Annotated in this window: 17 protein-coding genes; 10 read left to right on the forward strand and 7 right to left on the reverse strand. The window is 59.3% G+C overall.

The window, feature by feature from the left end; all coding sequences use genetic code 11:
* Positions 1-84 precede the first annotated feature (84 nt).
* Complete coding sequence (locus tag ACFFSY_RS04015) at positions 85-516, reverse strand: carboxymuconolactone decarboxylase family protein (RefSeq protein ID WP_377490232.1); 432 nt, start codon at positions 514-516, stop codon at positions 85-87.
* 179 nt (positions 517-695) lie between these two features.
* Here ACFFSY_RS04015 and ACFFSY_RS04020 point away from each other — a divergent pair, with 179 nt between their 5' ends.
* A complete protein-coding gene (locus ACFFSY_RS04020; RefSeq protein ID WP_377490235.1) occupies positions 696-893 on the forward strand; it encodes a uracil-DNA glycosylase in 198 nt (65 codons plus the stop codon).
* Between the two features lie 157 nt (positions 894-1,050).
* Here ACFFSY_RS04020 and ACFFSY_RS04025 read toward each other — a convergent pair whose 3' ends face one another.
* Complete coding sequence (locus tag ACFFSY_RS04025) at positions 1,051-2,190, reverse strand: ATP-binding protein (protein ID WP_377490238.1); 1,140 nt, start codon at positions 2,188-2,190, stop codon at positions 1,051-1,053.
* A gap of 203 nt (positions 2,191-2,393) precedes the next feature.
* Here ACFFSY_RS04025 and ACFFSY_RS04030 point away from each other — a divergent pair, with 203 nt between their 5' ends.
* The 9 genes from ACFFSY_RS04030 (at position 2,394) to ACFFSY_RS04070 (ending at position 12,146) form a co-directional block, all read left to right on the forward strand.
* Entirely contained in the window at positions 2,394-3,551 is a 1,158-nt protein-coding gene (locus ACFFSY_RS04030) for a polysaccharide deacetylase family protein (RefSeq protein WP_377490241.1), read from the forward strand.
* A gap of 100 nt (positions 3,552-3,651) precedes the next feature.
* Positions 3,652-5,166: an ATP-binding protein gene (locus tag ACFFSY_RS04035; protein WP_377490244.1), complete on the forward strand. Its 1,515-nt coding sequence runs from the start codon at positions 3,652-3,654 to the stop codon at positions 5,164-5,166.
* Positions 5,167-5,247: 81 nt separating this feature from the next.
* Positions 5,248-5,523, forward strand: a complete 276-nt coding sequence (locus ACFFSY_RS04040) for a GNAT family N-acetyltransferase (protein ID WP_377490247.1) — start codon at positions 5,248-5,250, stop codon at positions 5,521-5,523.
* A 73-nt stretch (positions 5,524-5,596) separates the two neighbouring features.
* Complete coding sequence (locus ACFFSY_RS04045) at positions 5,597-6,739, forward strand: zinc-dependent alcohol dehydrogenase (protein ID WP_377490250.1); 1,143 nt, start codon at positions 5,597-5,599, stop codon at positions 6,737-6,739.
* A 140-nt stretch (positions 6,740-6,879) separates the two neighbouring features.
* Positions 6,880-7,215: an MmcQ/YjbR family DNA-binding protein gene (locus tag ACFFSY_RS04050; protein ID WP_377490253.1), complete on the forward strand. Its 336-nt coding sequence runs from the start codon at positions 6,880-6,882 to the stop codon at positions 7,213-7,215.
* A 359-nt stretch (positions 7,216-7,574) separates the two neighbouring features.
* On the forward strand, positions 7,575-9,320 hold the full coding sequence (locus tag ACFFSY_RS04055; protein WP_377490256.1) for a LytS/YhcK type 5TM receptor domain-containing protein: 1,746 nt from the start codon (positions 7,575-7,577) through the stop codon (positions 9,318-9,320).
* Complete coding sequence (locus tag ACFFSY_RS04060; protein ID WP_377490259.1) at positions 9,277-10,059, forward strand: LytR/AlgR family response regulator transcription factor; 783 nt, start codon at positions 9,277-9,279, stop codon at positions 10,057-10,059. Before ACFFSY_RS04055 ends, ACFFSY_RS04060 begins: the two co-directional genes overlap by 44 nt.
* Before the next feature lie 201 nt (positions 10,060-10,260).
* Entirely contained in the window at positions 10,261-10,611 is a 351-nt protein-coding gene (locus ACFFSY_RS04065; protein ID WP_377490375.1) for a DUF485 domain-containing protein, read from the forward strand.
* Positions 10,608-12,146 (forward strand): solute symporter family protein, encoded by a 1,539-nt coding sequence (locus ACFFSY_RS04070; protein WP_377490262.1) that lies wholly within the window; start codon positions 10,608-10,610, stop codon positions 12,144-12,146. Before ACFFSY_RS04065 ends, ACFFSY_RS04070 begins: the two co-directional genes overlap by 4 nt.
* 263 nt (positions 12,147-12,409) lie before the next feature.
* On the opposite strand, the gene ACFFSY_RS04075 is transcribed toward ACFFSY_RS04070, so the two are convergent.
* The 5 genes from ACFFSY_RS04075 to ACFFSY_RS04095 all read right to left on the reverse strand — a co-directional run bounded on the left by ACFFSY_RS04075 (position 12,410) and on the right by ACFFSY_RS04095 (position 17,517).
* A complete protein-coding gene (locus tag ACFFSY_RS04075; protein ID WP_377490265.1) occupies positions 12,410-12,706 on the reverse strand; it encodes a hypothetical protein in 297 nt (98 codons plus the stop codon).
* A gap of 239 nt (positions 12,707-12,945) precedes the next feature.
* A complete protein-coding gene (locus tag ACFFSY_RS04080; RefSeq protein ID WP_377490268.1) occupies positions 12,946-13,821 on the reverse strand; it encodes a carbohydrate ABC transporter permease in 876 nt (291 codons plus the stop codon).
* A 22-nt stretch (positions 13,822-13,843) separates the two neighbouring features.
* Complete coding sequence (locus ACFFSY_RS04085) at positions 13,844-14,647, reverse strand: carbohydrate ABC transporter permease (protein ID WP_377490271.1); 804 nt, start codon at positions 14,645-14,647, stop codon at positions 13,844-13,846.
* A gap of 174 nt (positions 14,648-14,821) precedes the next feature.
* On the reverse strand, positions 14,822-16,180 hold the full coding sequence (locus tag ACFFSY_RS04090; RefSeq protein WP_377490274.1) for an ABC transporter substrate-binding protein: 1,359 nt from the start codon (positions 16,178-16,180) through the stop codon (positions 14,822-14,824).
* Between the two features lie 251 nt (positions 16,181-16,431).
* Positions 16,432-17,517, reverse strand: coding sequence for a LysM peptidoglycan-binding domain-containing protein (locus ACFFSY_RS04095; RefSeq protein ID WP_377490277.1), 1,086 nt, complete (start codon positions 17,515-17,517; stop codon positions 16,432-16,434).
* Positions 17,518-17,675 lie beyond the last annotated feature (158 nt).

Below are 17,675 nucleotides of genomic sequence, written 5' to 3' on the forward strand. Positions count from 1 at the left end.
GGATAAGCGGGTCTGAAACGGTTATCCACATGTTCATAACGATCGGAAGCTAAGTTCGCCAACCGCTCGCCCGACTTAGCGAACTTAGCTAGGCGTCATGCCCGTCGTGATCGCGATCCGGTTCCAGGCATTGATTGCAATGATCGCCATGATGACTTCGCTAAGCTGCTCCGGCTCGAAGTGGCGCGCGGCCTCCGCGTACACGTCTTCTGGCACGTGGTGATCGGCGATGCGGGTCACCGCTTCCGTCAATGCGAGCGCCGCTTGTTCGCGGGGCGTGAAGAATGGCGTCTCGCGCCAGGCGGACAGGGTGTACAGCCGCTGCTCGGTCTCGCCGTGCGCGCGCGCATCTTTGGTATGCATATCTAGGCAGAAGGCGCAGCCGTTAATCTGGGAAGCGCGTGTTTTGATCAGCTCGATTAGCGTTTTGTCCAGGCTGGACGTGGCCTCGATCCGGTCGTGGAAGTTCCTCATGAGGCCGTAGCTGGCCGGGTGGAGCGCATGTCTTGTCGTCATCGTAATTCCTCCTTGTGATTCATCTTGGCAGTCCGCATGGCTGCGGCTCTAACCACAAGACGGATGAGGAAGCCGCGTTTGTGACACGTCGCGCGATTTTTTTTGCTGAAAGAGTCTGTTTGGCAGCGGAATCGGCGCCGATATACAATAAGACGATCCTAAACGAAGAGGGAATGATGATGACCGCTACGACGCCAAGAATCGACTGCATGAAGTGCCGCCACTATTACGTCACCTGGGACCCGTCCTTTCCCCGGGGCTGCCGCGCCTTCGGATTCAAGACGCGCGCGCTGCCGAGCCAGACCGTGCTGTCCTCCTCGGGCAAAGCCTGCATGAATTTCGAGCCCAAACTACCGCCCGCTTCGACCAAATCCTGAACGCGGGCGGCACCGCCATAAAGGATATCCCCTGCTTATCCACAGTTATCCACAGAGTTATACACATTCTCCACAGGAGGAATTGCCCGTCCCTGCGCAACTCGCGCTATTGCCTACTAACATATCCACAACTTTATCTATCCACAGGCGCACAGATTTACACGATATCCACCGTAACCGAAAGTCCCGGATATAGGGCGGTAGCCGCATCCGCATAGGCATGAAGGACCCCTGCATCTACGCCAGATCGGAATAGATCCGGATCGGGCTGGAACGTGACGCTCGTGCCGGTCTCTTGCGTGACTCCCACGGTCCGCACGCCGGTCTGCGGAATCCCTTGGCGGTAATCTTGGCGGAATATCTTGCCTTCGCGCCGGATCTCGACCGAGAGGCTGCGGGAGAGGGCGTTGACGACGGCGATATTGATGCCTTTGCCTCCGCCTGGCGCATAGGCCGTGGCGCCGTCCGCGTGCCCGATGTCAGTGAGCACCGCCTGGACGGCGGCGCGATCCGTATCTGGCAGCGGCCGCACCGGGATGCCGCGCCCGTCGTCCGTGACGGTGAAGCTGCCGTCCTTCTGCACGAAGATGCCGATCCGCGTGCAGTAGCCCGCTTGATGCTCCAGAATAGCGTTGTCCGCGACGGCGCGAAGCAGATGGTGCGGATCATATTTGTCGTCCGCGCTGCCTAGATAATCGCCGATGCTGTTTCGAGTCTCGAATACGGTCAAATAATCGCTGGAGTCCAGCAGTTCGCCGGCCGCGGCTAGCAGAAGAAGGAGAGGAAGGACGCGATTGGCAGGCAGCGAATAGCGGCCTCCGCGCTCTTCCTGCTGGAGCAGATTGGCGCCGACGAGCGGCTTGATATGGTGATAGAGCTGACCCGTCGTCCCCATGCCGAGCCTCTCAAGCAGCTCGCCTCCCGTGATGGGGCCTTGAAGCGCCGCCAATAGAATATCGAGCCGCTGCTTATGCCCGATCGCCCCAAGCACCTTAGCGGCCTTCTCGCTATCGATGCCGAGCAACTGCTCGGCGCGCCGCTCCTGCGTCTCCCAGTACAACGGCGGCTGCAGCGCCCCGTAACGGCCGGCATAGGAGATGCCTCCCGCGCCTTCTGCTAGCGTCAGCGCGCCTGCGCCGTGAGCCGCCGCCTCCATGCCGTCTGTCTCACCGGCGGTACGCTGGCCGAGTTCTTCCTCCGCAATGCGCGGAGCCATCCGCTGCATGGCTTCCCGCAGCTCGGCTACTTGTCGATGAAGCCAATCCAATTCCGCTCCATAGTCGCGTGTCCCGTTCATCGTCACTACCCCTTTGCCACGAATTGGTTGTTAATTAATTATGAATTAACGTAATTACGTAATTACATTATATCCGAAGCGGATATTGATGTAAAGTCGTTTGCGGAAGCACCGAAGAAGTGGCGGTTCCAGTCCTACTTTGCCATCGTCTGCCATATACTCTATCGAGCGAAAATAAGCTAGATTCGAGAGGATGATAGACGATGAAGGTACGGGGACGGAAACGTTTGGTCGCGGCGGTGGCGCTGTTCGTTATCATGAGCGCGCTGCTTCCGGTTATCTATAATGGCAGGACCGTGTGGGGGAGCGGAGGGAGGGGGAGCGAGCAGGGCGCCCTCGGCACCTTCCGTACGCCGGCCAACGCGACGATCGCGCGGGCGGCAGTCGAACCGCGGCAGGAGGCAATGAAGCCTTCGGGATCCGCATCCGCGACCGCATCCGCGCTTACTGCCGGCAAGACGGATGTCTCTCGTCCGGTCGTCTATTTGACTTTCGACGATGGTCCCAGCAAGTGGACGCCGCAGGTGCTGGATATTCTGTCCAAGGCGCGGGTGCACGCCACATTCTTCGTCCTGGGCAATGAGGCGGAGCGCCGGGAGCCGGTCGTGAAGCGGATTATTCGGGAGGGGCATGCCCTGGGCAACCACACGTATGACCACCAATATGAAGAGTTGTATCGCGATTTCGACGGATTCTGGAGCCAAGTTCGGAAGACGGATGCCATTCTGGAGCGGATCACAGGGGAACGGGTATCGCTCCTGCGGGCGCCTGGCGGGACATACGGCAATTTCGACGCGCATTATTTCGAGCTGCTGGAGCGAGCGGGCTACCGGATTGCCGATTGGAACGTCGACTCGGGCGATTCGCGGCGCAAGAACGTGCCCGCGGCCGAGATCGTCAAGACGGTCAAGGGCTCCAAGCTTGGGCGCGCAGTCACGGTGCTGCTGCATGACGGCGCGGGCCACGGCGAGAGCGTGAAGGCGCTGCCGGCCATTATCGCCTATTATAAGGAGAAGGGCTACCGGTTCGCCGTCCTGGACGACGAAGCGAAGCTCGTCACGTTCCGGCTCGGGCCGGTCAAGTGGAAGCGGACGTGGACGGCGGCGCAGCTTGCGCGCGCAGAGCAGCAGGCGAGCGAGCGGGTCGGCGCCTGGGTGCCCCTGCGCGAATGGGTGCGGGACAAAGGGACTGTCGCATGGGATGCCGTGCACAAGGAAGCGGTCGTGCGCATGGGCGGGACGACGATGAGGCTGGTGCCGGGAGAAGGCCAGACCGTGCAGGTAATCGGGGACAGCCGCGATAACGGCGGGGAGCTGGCTTATCGAATGATGAAGGGGCGGATCTACGTTGCGGCAGTTTGATGTGGCAAGCACGTTATTGTAGCGCTCCCGGCCGGCCAACTGCTATGATACAAGTGGGGGGCTATGCCTTTTATCCTAGCATAAGGAGTTATTGTCAAAATTGACTATAGACGCCAATCAACTATCAACCCGCCAGACCGGACTATTATATTTCTTGATCGTCCTCGTGCCGTTCGGCTTGTTCAGCTGGGCGTTTCTGCATATGAAGACGAACAGCGCCTACGACGAATTGAGGGATAAGGCCAGGCAGCTGTCGGGCGTGCATGCGCTCTATGTGGAGAGCTTCTTCAGCGAGACGATCGGCCGGATGGAGAGCTTGTCGATTTACTTGAGCGGGGAAGCGGAAGACGGCGGGCTGACGCAGCGGATGCTCGTCGCTACCCACCGCGTGGATCCGCGTTTCTCCGGTTTCTATATCGCCAATGAGAAGGGCAGCATCGTCTGTTCGTCCAACCCGTCCGAGGTCAAAGGCAATATTGCCGGACGGGCGGAGTTCAAGCTGGCCCTGCTGACGCGCAAGCGCCAAGTGTCGGAGCCGCATTTCGGCCAAGGAACGGGGCAGTACTACGTCTCGATCGCGACGCCCATTGTCTCGCCTTCGGGTGATGTTCGGCACGTCATTATCGGCAGTCTCCAGATTAGCGAGCTGGAGAAGGGCATCCAGCATCTGGTGCGGAGCGAGAACGTGCGGATGTATGACCGGGCCGGCCACGTGCTGCTGGATACAAGGGACCTTCCCACGGGCAGCCGCACGGTCTCCTCGTCCATTCTGCTCGAGGCGGTGCCGTGGCAGGTCGAGGCGACGCTCGCCATGGACTACGCGAATGCGGTCTGGAAGCCGTATTTGATCTACGCGGCCGCCATGCTGGTCATCCTCAGCTGCGTCTTCTTCCTGGTCAGGGCCATGTTGGCGAAGAAGAGACTGGACCGCGAGCTCGCGCGGATCGAAGCGGACAAACTCAAGCTGATCGGCACGATCGCCGCCGGGACGGCGCATGAAATCCGTAATCCGCTAACGGGGATCAAAGGCTTCATCTCGCTGCTCAGCCAGAAGTACACCGATGAGCGGGATCAGTATTATTTCGCGCTCATTCAGACGGAAGTGAACCGTATTAACGCTATTGTCAGCGAGCTGCTCCTGATCGGCAAACCTGCAGGCCTTCGCAAAGAGACGATCGTCGTGCAGGACGTGATGAAAGAGGTCTTGCCCTTGTTCGAATCGGAGGCGCAGCTGCAGCACGTTCGCGTGACGGCTGCCCTGCCGGCGCACCCGCTTCATGTCGCGATCGACAGGGATCACTTCAAGCAGGTGCTGTTGAACCTGAGCAAGAACGCCCTGGAAGCACAGGAGGGCGGCGGGGAGATTACGATCACGGCGGCGGAAGAGGGCGACCGCATCCGCATTCGGATCGCGGATACCGGCAAGGGCATGTCGGCGGAGACGCTGCGGAAGCTGTTCGTTCCGTTCTTCACGATGAAGAGCACGGGGACAGGGCTCGGGCTTGTCGTCTGCAAGCAGATTCTTGACAGCTACGGCGGCAGCCTCATCATCGACAGCCGGGTGGGCGCCGGGACGACGGCGGTGATCGACCTGCCGGCGGCGCGGGCGCAATAACCGGCTTGGGCGGCATCGCCTGTTTGGCCAGGATGCATACTAGTAGTGAAGCGGAAGCGATGAACCGAAGGAGGAATGAATATGCGGGAGACGCTGCAAGAAGGCAACGGCTTCATTATACGAGAGAACGGGACGGCGGTGGGCGAGATTACGTACGCCGAGGATGGTCCGGATACGCTGATTATCGACCATACCTACGTGGACCCGTCGATGCGCGGCCAGAAGCTCGGCGACGAGCTGGTTCGGCAGGTGGTCGATCATGCGCGGGCGTCCGGCAAGCAGATCGTGCCGGCGTGTTCGTTCGCGCACGCGCTGTTTCGCCGGCATAAGGAGTTCGGCGACGTCTGGAAGCGCTGAATCGCTGCGGCCGAATATCCTGCCCTCAACGGGGAAAACTCTGGAAGAGTCAGTGCCAGAGGGGGGACAACCGGTGAAAGCCTTAACGTTTCAAGGCATCAAGAACGTGCAAGTCAAAGAGGTAGCGGACCCGACGCTGCAGAAGACGGACGATGTTCTCGTGCGCATTACGACGACGACCATCTGCGGGTCGGATCTCCACATTTATAACGGCGAGATACCGAACATGCCGGAAGACTTCGTCATCGGCCACGAGCCGATGGGCATCGTAGAGGCCGTTGGCCGGGACGTGACGCGGGTGAAGAAGGGCGACCGGGTCATCATCCCGTTCAACGTCGCCTGCGGGGCGTGCTGGTTTTGTCAGCATCAGCTGGAGAGCCAGTGCGATAATACCAACGAGTTCCTGCACGGTCAGACGGGGGGATACTTCGGCTACTCGGAGACATTCGGCGGTTACGCGGGCGGGCAGGCCGAGTATATGCGGGTGCCGTACGGGAATTTCATTCCGTTCAAAGTGCCGGAGGACGCGGAGATGGAGGATGAGAAGCTGCTGTTTCTCTCCGACATCGTGCCGACGGCCTATTGGAGCGTCGAGAACGCCGGCGTGAAGCCCGGCGATACCGTGATCGTTCTCGGCTGCGGGCCGGTCGGTCTGCTTGCGCAGAAATTCGCCTGGATGAAAGGCGCGAAGCGGGTCATCGGGATCGACCATGTCGATTACCGGCTGGAGCATGCGCGGCGCACGAACCGGGTCGAGACGTACAACTTCAAGACGGAAGACGAGCTGCTCGGTCGCTTGCAGGAAGAGACCGGAGGCGGGGCGGACGTCGTCATCGACGCGGTCGGACTCGACGCGGAGAAGACGGTGCTGGAGAAGGTGGAGACGCTGCTCAAGCTGCAGGGCGGCGGGTTGGGCGCGTTCCGCATGGCGGCTAAGCTGGTGCGCAAGGCGGGCACGATACAGGTGACGGGCGTGTACGGGACCAACTACAACGCGTTCCCGTTCGGCGACCTGTTCAGCCGGAACATTACGCTCAAGATGGGGCAGGCGCCGGTCATTCATTACATGCCGGAGCTGTACCGGATGATCAAGGACGGGAAGTTCGACCCGACGGACATCATAACCCACCGGCTTCCGCTCGACGATGCCGCGCATGCCTACCGCATTTTCAACAACAAAGTGGACGACGCGATCAAGATTGTGCTCAAGCCGTAGACGGCGAGCGTGCGAAGCCAGCATTCCCCTATGCGGGAGGCTGGCTTTTTCTCATTTTCCGAGGGCGGTCTTAGCCGTGGGAGGGATTTGAAATATTATGGACGAATATGGGGGAGAGCGAAAAGGAAGGAGGAATCGCGATGAATATAGCCGAGGCGCGGGCGATCGCGCTTGCGCTGCCGGGGACGGAGGAGGCGGATCATGATGGCAAGCCGTCGTTTCGCGTGAACGGGAAGATTTTCGCCATCGTGCAAGCGGATGGACGCACGCTTACCGTCAAGACCGTGAAGGAGGAGCGCGCGCATCTCGTAGGCGCGGAACCGGAGACGTACCGCGTGCCGGAGGGGTTCGCGCATCTGAGTTACATGCACATTCGGCTGGAAGCGGCGAAGGACGGGGAGGCCAAAGCATTAATCGAGGCGGCTTGGGGCTTAGTCGCGCCGAAGAGAATGGCGAAGGCTTATTTCGGGCGTTAAGGGGATGGGCGATACGAAGCCGTTCCGAAAGGAACGCCCCGGCCTTTCGCTCGAGGACCATGGGGAACTTCTAATATGGCCGTTTTGGACGTTCGAACGAACCCCAAGGCGGCTTGTTCGATTTGTCCTTCATTCGCATCCCGCTTCGCGCTTCCTAATGAATCCGTTCTTCTTGTGGGGCGTAATCGCGTCGTCCCACGGCGTCCGTCTGCCCCAATCGACCGATTGCAGGGAAAACGAGATGCGGGTATGCTTGATAACAAGGAAATTAATGCGCTTACATGAAAGGGATGCGATATCTTCAGTAGGGGGATGGACTCATCGAACAGTTAACGCTGCTTCTATTCGAGCGGATGGGCATGCTGCTCGTGCTCATGTTCGGCTTGACGCATATTCCGCTCATTCGGCGCGTGCTGGATCGGCCGGCGAAAGGTTGGAACGGGGTGCTGTTGGCGATATTGTTCGGGCTCATCGGCATCGCGGGGACATACGCGGGCGTCGTCGTCGGGAAGGATGCCGTTACCGCTTCTTTCCTGGCCGTTCCGCTCGGCCCAAGCGAGATGATGGCCCATTCCGCGCTCGTCGGCGTCGTGCTCGGCGGCCTGCTTGGCGGCGCGCTCATCGGGGCGGGGGCCGGGGCGATTACGGGAATCCACGCGGCTTATATGGGCGGCGTCGCCAGCGACTCGCTCGGCTTCTCCATGCCGTTGCTTGGTCTCCTGGCTGGACTGATCGCGCGCTTCTTCCACGAGGAGCGGATTATCGCGCCGCCTAAGTCGCTGTTTATCGGCGTCTTCGCGCCGATCCTCCAGACCGGGCTCGTGCTCGTCTTTACGACCTCCTCGCCCTTATCGATCGTGCTCGTCAACGAAGTCGGCCTTCCGATGGTGTTGACGAGCAGCGTCGGCATTTGTCTATTCGTGGCGCTCGTGCGGGCGGCCTTCCGCGAGGAAGAGCGGGCTGGCGCGCTGCAGATGCAGCGCGCGTTCACGATCGCGGAGATGGTGCTGCCGCATCTGAAGGAAGGGATGAGCGAGCAGGCGGCTCGGGCAACGGCGGCCGTGCTGATGCGCGAGCTGGAGGCCGATGCGGTCGGGGTGACGGACCGGGAACGGCTGCTTGCTTATAGAGGACCGGGATATCCGGACCCGGCCGGATTCATGGCTGAGCCGTTCGCCCGCGAGGCGCTGCGGACGAACCGGATTCAGACGTTGGCGCGCAAGGGGCAGGAGCCGCGGCTGTTCAACGATCTAGGCGCGGCGGTCTTCGTGCCGCTCGGCGGATCGGGCCAGCCTGCCGGGGTATTGGCGCTGTATTTCCGCAGTGCGAAGCAGATTCGCAAGATCGAGCTGGAATTCGCCAGCGGCTTCAGCCGGCTGATCGCGAGCCAATTGACGATCATGCAGGCGGAGCAGCTGGAGAAGATGGGGCGGGACGCGGAGCTGCGGGCGATGCAGGCGCAGATCCATCCCCACTTCTTGTTCAATACGCTCAACTCCATCGTGACGCTGATCCGGATCGACCCGGAGAACGCGCGCCAATTGACGGTACAACTGGCGCAGTTCATGCGCAGCAGCTTGACGATGACACAGTCTTCACTCATCCCGCTCTATCGGGAGATCGAGTATCTAAACGCCTATCTGACGATTATCCGCGCCCGTTTCGACGATCGGCTGGTCGTGGAGTGCGTGGTCGAGCAGGGGCTTGAGCACGTGATGCTCCCGCCTTCGACGCTGCAGCCGCTCGTGGAGAATAGCGTGCAGCACGGTCTTCGCAGCAAGAGCAGCGGAGGATGGATACGAGTGGAGCTGAAGCGGGAAGGCGACCGGGTATGCGCGGCCGTCGAGGATAATGGGATCGGTATCCCGCCCGACTTGCGGCACGCACTGGGCGAGATGCCGATCAGCGGGAGCGGCAGCACGGGCTTGGGCATCCATAACGTGAATCAGCGGCTTAAGGCGCTGCTCGGCGCGGATGCCGCGCTGCGCTTCGAGAACCTCGCTGGGGGCGGAACGCGCGTAAGCTTCACGCTGCTTGATGACAAAGGAGGACACCTGGCGGATGAAACTGACCATTCTCATCGCGGAAGACGAACGGCTGGCTAGGGAAGAACTGGCGTATTGGCTCGCCAAAGAACCGGATATCGAACTGCTCGAGATGGCGGCTAGCGGGGCGGCCGCGCTTGAGCTTGCAGCCAAGCACAAGCCAGATGTCGTCTTCATGGACATCGAGATGCCGGAGATGGACGGCATCCAGGCGGCGCAGCGGCTCGCCGCCGGCGCGGAGATGCCGCTGCTCGTCTTTACGACCGCTTACGACCGGCATGCGATCGAGGCCTTTCGATTAGGCGCTGTCGACTACCTGCTCAAGCCATATGAGGCAGCGCGGCTGAGCCAGACGCTCGGGCGCATCCGCAGCCGGGCGGCGCTGCGCCGCCCGGCTCGCGAAGCGGCATCGGCCGGGGACGGCGTATTCAGGCCCGTATCGGCTTCCCCGGTTCCCAAGCGCGGCAAGCTGCTCATCGAAGACGGCGGGCGGATGGTCGTCGTCGAAGCGCAGCAATGCCTCTACGCGGTCAAGGAGGAGAAGAGCACCCGCCTCCATCTGACCGACGGCCGTACGTTCGTGACCAAGCAGACACTACAGGAGCTGGAGGACCGGCTCGGCGAAGGGTTCTTCCGTCCGCACCGCAGCTACCTGATTAATCTGGATGGCATCGAAGCGATCGAGCCGTGGTTTAACGGTGCCTATAACGCGCTGCTCAAGGGGGCGGGCCGGACGTGCATCCCGGTCTCCCGAGTCGCGGCCAAGGAGATGATCCGGCTGCTCTCCGGCGAGGGATGACCGCGCCGTGCGGCGTCGACCGCCCCTCGGCCCAGCGCTCCCTCTAGGCTTCTTCATCCCTCGAAGCCAGCCGTTCAGGAGGGATTTTCGGTCGGTGAGTCGCTGAATCCGACGTTTCGCACCTGGAATGGTTCAGGCGCGAAGGACCGCTGTATAATATGGTAAAGCGCTTACATGAGGTCGGGATTTGGCGCGCACTATATGTATCGGAGGGATCTAAGCTTGAATAATCAACGTCCAACCTACGGCGAGGTCGTCCGTTCGGAGCTGTTCCGCGAGCTGATGGCCAAGAAGAAACGATTCGTCGTTCCGCTCACTTTGTTTTTCCTGGCCTTTTATTTCACGCTTCCGATTCTGACTTCATACTCCGACGTGCTGAACAACAAGGCGATTGGCTCCATCTCGTGGGCCTGGATATTCGCCTTCTCGCAATTCATTATGACCTGGGCGCTCTGCTCTCTGTATTCCCGCAAATCCACCGAGTTCGACGCCATATGCGAGCAGATTAAGCTGCAGACTTCGGGCGAGCAGAAGGGGCGTGGCAAATCATGAGCACCGCCTTCCTGCTCTTCCTCGTTATCGTGCTCGGCACGCTCGTCATCACCTACTATGCGTCCAAGAAGACGAAGACCGCGAGCGAGTTCTACACGGCCGGCGGCGAGCTGACCGGCTGGCAGAACGGCCTTGCGATCGCGGGCGATTACATGTCCGCCGCCTCATTCCTCGGCATCGCCGGGATGATCGCGCTGTTCGGGTTCGACGGCTTCTTCTACAGCCTTGGCTTCCTCGTCGCCTATCTCGTCGTCCTCTACTTAGTCGCCGAGCCGCTGCGGAACCTGGGCAAATACACGATGGCGGATATGATTGCCGCCCGGTTCGACAACAAGAAGATCCGGGGCGTGGCCGCGCTCAACTCGATCGTGATCTCGATCTTCTACATGATCGCGCAGCTCGTCGGCGCGGGCGCCTTGATCTCGCTCCTCATTCCGAGCCTGGACTATACGACTTCGGTGCTCATCGTCGGCGTCCTGATGACCGTCTACGTCGTCTTCGGGGGCATGACCGCGACGAGCTGGGTGCAGATCATCAAGTGCGTGCTGCTCATCGCGGGCACGCTCATCATCTCGCTCATCGTCTTCGCGAAATTCGATTTCAATATCGGCCATATGTTCAGCGAGATGAGCACGGTCACGTCGCTGAAGGAGAAGTTCTTGAATCCGGGCAACAAGTTTGCCAATGGCTTGGACACGATCTCGCTCAATCTGGCACTTGTGCTCGGTACGGCAGGACTGCCGCATATTCTCATTCGCTTCTTCACCGTCAAAGATGCGCCGACCGCGCGCAAATCGGTCGTCGTGGCGACCTGGGTCATCGGCGTCTTCTACGTCTTGACGCTGTTCCTCGGCTTCGGCGCGGCCGCCTTCGTCGGCGAAGCGGCGATCATCGAAGCGAACGCGGCGGGCAACATGGCGGCGCCGTTGCTAGCTAAGGCACTCGGCGGCGAATTCCTCTTCGCCTTCATCTCGGCGGTCGCCTTCGCCACGATTCTGGCCGTCGTCGCGGGGCTCGTGCTCTCCGCCGCCTCCGCGTTCGCGCATGACTTCTACAGCCATATTCTGCGTAAAGGGCAGGCCAAGGAGAAGGAGCAGGTGCGCGCGGCGAAGCTGGCTTCGGTCGGCGTGGCGGTCGTCTCGATCCTGCTCGCGCTGTTCGCGCAGAAGCTGAACGTGGCGTTCCTGGTCGCATTGGCGTTCGCCGTCGCGGCGAGCGCGAACTTGCCGGTTATCGTCTTCACCGTCTTCTGGAAACGGTTCAATACCTCGGGCGCGATCACGGGCATGCTCGTCGGACTGATCAGCGCGCTCGTGCTGGTGGCCGTCAGTCCGAACGTGTGGAGTCCAGTGGAGGGCAAGGCGATCTTCGTCGGGACGCCGTGGATTACGCTCACGAACCCGGGTATTATCTCGATTCCGCTCGGCTTCCTCGGGGCGTTCGTCGGGACGTTCCTCTCCTCCAAGCGGGATGACAAACGATTCGAAGAGATCGTCGTGACGGCGCATACGGGCATTCGCGATTTGCGCCGCTGATCAAGGCGCAGCGCGCGCGTTCTATATAGGACATCGAAGAGCCGCCGGGCGACCGGCGGCTCTTTCGATCAAATACAAGAAATTTATAAGTTTCACGCGTATAAATCATCTTGTATTTCTCGTCGCTGAATGCTGCATTCCCAATCTTCGGATTGTGAACGCAAACCAATCAGCTGATCCGGAATGAAGCGCGCCTCGCCGCTGAAGGACGGCGCAGCCGTTTCACCTTGGGCTCCCGAACGAGCCGCGTCATGGCACGGGACTCACTTCTGCGCGAGTCGAGCCACTTCTTGGGTCAAATAATCGATCTGCTTCTGCATGGCGGCCAGCTTCTCTTCCTGCTCGCGATCGGCTTGCATCTGAGCCGCGTTGTCGGCTTCCGCTTCCTCGATGGCCAGCGCGGCCGACAGGGTGGAGAGCGCGTCGCCGAATGTCGAGATGGCCACGCCGATCAAGGCGAGTCTGGCCGACGCGGGTACTCCGTTCGAAGGCGCGGCGGCTGTAGCGGCTGAAACAGCCGCAGCCGCGTTTTGACGAGCATCCTGTTTTCGTTTGGTCATGCGGGTCTTCTCCCTTAAGACGGCAATGTCCGCCTAATGGTCGGCTTATGAATAGTTAATGCCCCGGACGGCCTTTTGGTGCGAAGCGGCCTGCGGCACATGGGCGACAAAGCCGCCCAATGAGAAGGGCAGCCCCGCCGGTCCTGCGACCTGTGGGGCTGCCCTCGTGCACAATTCCGCCCGCTCGCCCCAGGCTGCGGTTGCCTGCGCGTGGCGATCGGACGTATGGATTTGCCTTATTATCCTTTAATTGCGCCTTCCGTCATGCCTTTCTCGATGAAGCGTTGGATGAACAGATAGATAATCATGACCGGAATAACGGTTAGCGATACCGCCGCGGCCATGAGACCGAAATCCGTGCCGTACTGCGAGCTGATTTCATTGAGCAAGGCCACGATCGGCCGCACGCTCTCTTTGTTCACGAAGATCAGGGCGGAGAACAGATCGTTATACGACCACAAGAAGACGAAAATGCTCGCCGAAGCGAATACGGGTCTTGAGATGGGCAGGAAAATCCGAGTAAACATGGTCAGGCGGTTACAGCCATCGATGAAAGCCGCTTCCTCCAGATCTTTCGGAATGGTGGACATGTAAGCGGCGATGACGAGAATGGCGAACGTCAGGTTGCCCGCCGTATGGGGAAGAATGAGGCCCCAGTACGTATTGACCAGCTTCCATTTGATTAGCAGCTCATAGACCGGTACGACGGTTGCGAATGCGGGAATGAGCAGCGTCGCGACCAGAATGGAGTAAACGGCCGATCTGCCGCGGAACTTAAAGCGCGCGATGATATAAGCCGCCAGTCCGCCCAAGATCAGCACGAGCAGAACGGTGCTGACGGACATAATGAGACTGTTCATATAACTTTTCCCGATGCTGATCCGGTCGAATGCGTTCGTGTAGTTGGTCATGACCGGTTTGAGCGCGATGGCGAACGAATTGTTCATGACGTCCCGGGAGATTTTGAACGAGTTATTGACGATCCACAGCAGTGGGTAGATCGTGGTGAGCGACCAGAGAATCAGGCATAGATAAGTGAACAATGAACCGAAGGAGAAGGACCTTCTGCCGGCGGTTTCCACGTGCCTAGGCGTCCCTGCATGAGTTTGCTGCATTACCTAACACCCCTATGAACGCTTAATATGTGATATCTTCCTTTTTCAGCAACCGGTTGGTGATCAAGGACAGAACAACGCCGAACACGACGATGTAGACCGCGATCGTGGAGCCATAGCCGAAGTTCAGATCGATCATTGCTTTCTTATACATATACGTTCCAAGCACTTCCGTGCCGTTTTGGCCGCGCGCCAGAATCCAGATAAAGTCGAATACTTTGAGCGTACCCGTAATGGCGAGGATCAGGACGACTTTAATATCGCTAATAATCAACGGAATCGTAATGTGAATCGTTTTCTTGAAGCCGGTGATGCCTTCGAGCTTGGCCGCTTCGTAGAAGTCGGACGGAATTTTGGACATTGCGGTAAGGAACAGAATGAAGTAGAACCCGACATAATGCCACACCGTTGGAATGGCGACGGCCTTCAGGGAGCCGGTCTCGCTAAGCCATAAAATTTTCTCGAAGCCCAGTTTGGATAACGCGCCGTTAAGCAAGCCGAACTGGTAGTTGTAGATCAAGACGAATAGCAGGGATACCGCCGCGCCGGAGATGACGATCGGGAAGAAGAAGACGGTGCGGAAGAATCCTTTCCCTTTCGTGATATTGTCGACCATGACGGCCAGGACAAGCGCGATGCCGACCTGGAAGACGACGACGTAGAGCATGATTTCAAGTGTATGGAGCGTAGCTGCGCCCAGTAAGCTATCCGAGAACATCCGCTGGTAGTTTTCGAATCCGACGAACTTCTTGTCGAAGAAACCGGTGGTGCGGAAGAAGCTGAGATAGACGCTTTTCAAGAACGGGTAGTACACGAAAGCGGACATTAGCAGTGCCGCCGGCAATAAAAATAAAAAGATATACTTGCGATCGCCCTTCATTCCATCACCTTCGGTATTTAGTTTGGCGTACATACGTAGAAATGACTCCGCCGCCCATGGAGCCAGAGGGGCGGCGGAATGCTTACCTATTGGTGCTGCGTGCTGCCTGATGCGATTCGACTATTGCTTGGAAGCTTCGATCTTCTGCGCTTCTTCCAAGGCTGCTTTCGGCGTTTTCTCGCCTTTCACGACCGGTTGGATGTTGGCGCGGATCGTCGTGAATGTTTCCGGATCGATCTGGCTGTCGATTGGCGCGTTGATGGAAGTCGCTTCCGCCGCCATTTTGAAGCCGTCGAGCGTTGCTTGGCCAAGGCCTTCCGGTTGTACGTCGGCAGCTGGCGTACCGCCGTTCGCTTCGGAGATCTTCTTGATGGCATCTGGCGAAGTCAGGTGTTTCATCAAAGCGACTGCCATGTCTTTCTTCTTCGCATCATCGAAGGTTTTCTTCGACAGGTAGAAGCCTGTGCCGAAGCCGCCGACGATGTCTTTGCCCGTGCCTTTGCCGCCTGGAACTTGCGGGAACGGAAGAACGGTCGTGTTGTTCTTCACGCCTTCTTCGAAGCCGCCAAGCGCCCACGAGCCTTCGATGATCATGGCTGCGAGACCTTGCGAATAGTAGTTTTGCGCCATGCCCAGGTCGATGGTAGCCGCGTCTTTCGGGAACGCGCCAAGGTCATATAGTTCCTTCAGCGCCGCGAGGCCTGTTTCCCAATCCGGATTCACGCCGTTCTTCAGACCGGCCTTCTGGCCTTCGCTGCCGGCGCCGGACAGGATGGAGTGCTCGATCAGATAGTGCGATTGGTCGAATGGACCGGAGAGCGGGATAATGCCCTTCGCCGAGAGCGCCTTTACCGCCGCCGTCATTTTTGCCCAGTCGGTTGGAAGCTCCAGGCCGTTGTCGGCGAAAATCTTCTTGTTGACGAACAAGCCTTCGTAGAAGCCGGTCAGTGGAGCGGCATAGATCTTGCCGTCCGGCTGGCGAACCGACTCAAGCGCCGTCGGGAGGTAGCCGTTCTTCCACGTAGCGTCCGCTTCGAGCAGCTCGTCGAGCGGCACGACTTTGCCGGCGTTGACGAAACCTTCGGCGTCTTTGCCGACGAAGTAGAACAGCAGGTCCGGTTCGTTGCCGCTGTTCATGTCCGTGTTGACTTTCGTACGGAAGCCGTCGTCGTTGGCGGACATGACGTCATTGTTGATCGTGACGTTCGGGTATTTGGCGGTGAAATCGTCGAGCAATGCTTGGAACGCTTCGCGGGCGGTGTCCGTGCCGCCGAACGTCGAGAACACGCGGAGCGAGACAGGCTCGGCTTCGGCCGGCTTCTCTTCCTCTTTCGCGGTGTTGTTGGTGCCGGCATTGGTTGCTGGCGCTTTGGCACCGCTTTCAGCATTGCCGCCATTGTTGTTGCCGCCGCCGCAAGCGGACAGGAGCATCACACTCGCCATGGAAACGGCGAGAAGCATTTTTGATCTTTTTGACACGTTGCAAATCCCCCTTAGATAATAGTGTAGCGACTACTATTGGTGGTTAAGCTTGCTGTACACCCCAATTGTATGTAACTCCCATTTCTCTGATAAGGGGGAAAAATCTCTAGTGGATGGGATAAAAATCTAGCAATTTTCAAGCTGGGGGAGAATTCGATTTTAAGGGGGAGAAGTCCCTATGGAGGAGGGGGTCTTTTGCCTCATTAGGGGTGACGGAGACCTCCGCTCGCGTGGGACTTGCCCGAAGGTTACTGTTTCTCCCACCATTTCAGATAGGTGTACGGGTTCATCGCTTTCCAGCTTGCCGTCGTCGAATCATAGATGCCGAAATGCAGATGGGAGACGAATTTGCCGTGCGTGCCGGCAGGGCCGTAACCGGTCGAGCCGACGTAACCGATCAGCTGGGACTTCTTGACGGTCGCGCCATTCGTAATGCCGGCGGCGTAGGCCGAAAGATGCGCATAGTAGAACACGTGCTTTTTGTCGGGCGTCTCGATCGATAGCCGCCAGCCGCCGAGCGTGCTCCAGCCTTTGCGCACGACCTTGCCGTCGTAGGCCGAGAAGATCGGCGTCGATTCCGGCGCTTCGATATCGTTGCCCTCGTGCACGCGGGCGGTCTGGTTCAGCGAGAAGCTGCGCGCGTCGCCGTAGGTATTGCCGAACGGGGTGTACGTGTCGCTGAGCAGCGGGAATTGCCCGTCGGCGAACAGCGTCGGCTTCGGCACGGACTGCTCCGGCGGAATATAGAGCAGCTGGCCGAGCGTGATCAGGTTGCTCGTCAGATTGTTCGCTTGCTTGATCGCGGCGACCGTCGTTTCATATTTAGCGGCGATGTTGAACAGCGTATCGCCCGCTTCCACGACGTAGTTCGGATCCATCGTAAAAATATGTTCGCCCGGTACGATCAGATCGCTGGATAAGCCGCTCCATGCCTTGAGCTTGGTGACGGTAACGCCGTATTTCTTGGCGATGCCCGACAACGTATCGCCGCTCTGCACGATGTAATGGCGCTCGGATTGGTAGTTCTTCGCGAGCGGGTAGATGGCGTAGACGGAAATCATGGCCAGACCCGTCTTGGTGTCGGTCCGGATCGGCGTATCCATCGTCACCGGGACGCCGTTCTTGTAAGCAATATTCGAGCCGGCGCGGAACACGAGCTGAACGCCGTCCCGGTTCACCTCGATTTGTTTGTTCGCCGCGTTATAATTGACGCTCGCGTCCATCGTGCGGAATACGTTGCGCAGGCTGACGGTCGGCGAGGCAGCGGATGCGGCCGGCGTGGCCGCGCCGCAGAGAAGGGCGGCGATGCACAAGGCGGAAGCCATTTTCTTCATGGTGTCACCTCTTGGCAGTCTTTCGTCTTAATCTGCCATTGTTGGCGGAAGAATATCCGGCGGCCTAATATGACTTCTTTCCCGCTCGATGGCATGCAAGGGAACTAGGTTCTGCTTCTTAGGGGGTTTTCATAAGCGGCCTGCTGTTTCGCTTAGGC

It is taken from the genome of Paenibacillus aurantiacus (assembly GCF_042431225.1).
GTDB classification, from domain to species: domain Bacteria; phylum Bacillota; class Bacilli; order Paenibacillales; family Paenibacillaceae; genus Paenibacillus_Z; species Paenibacillus_Z aurantiacus.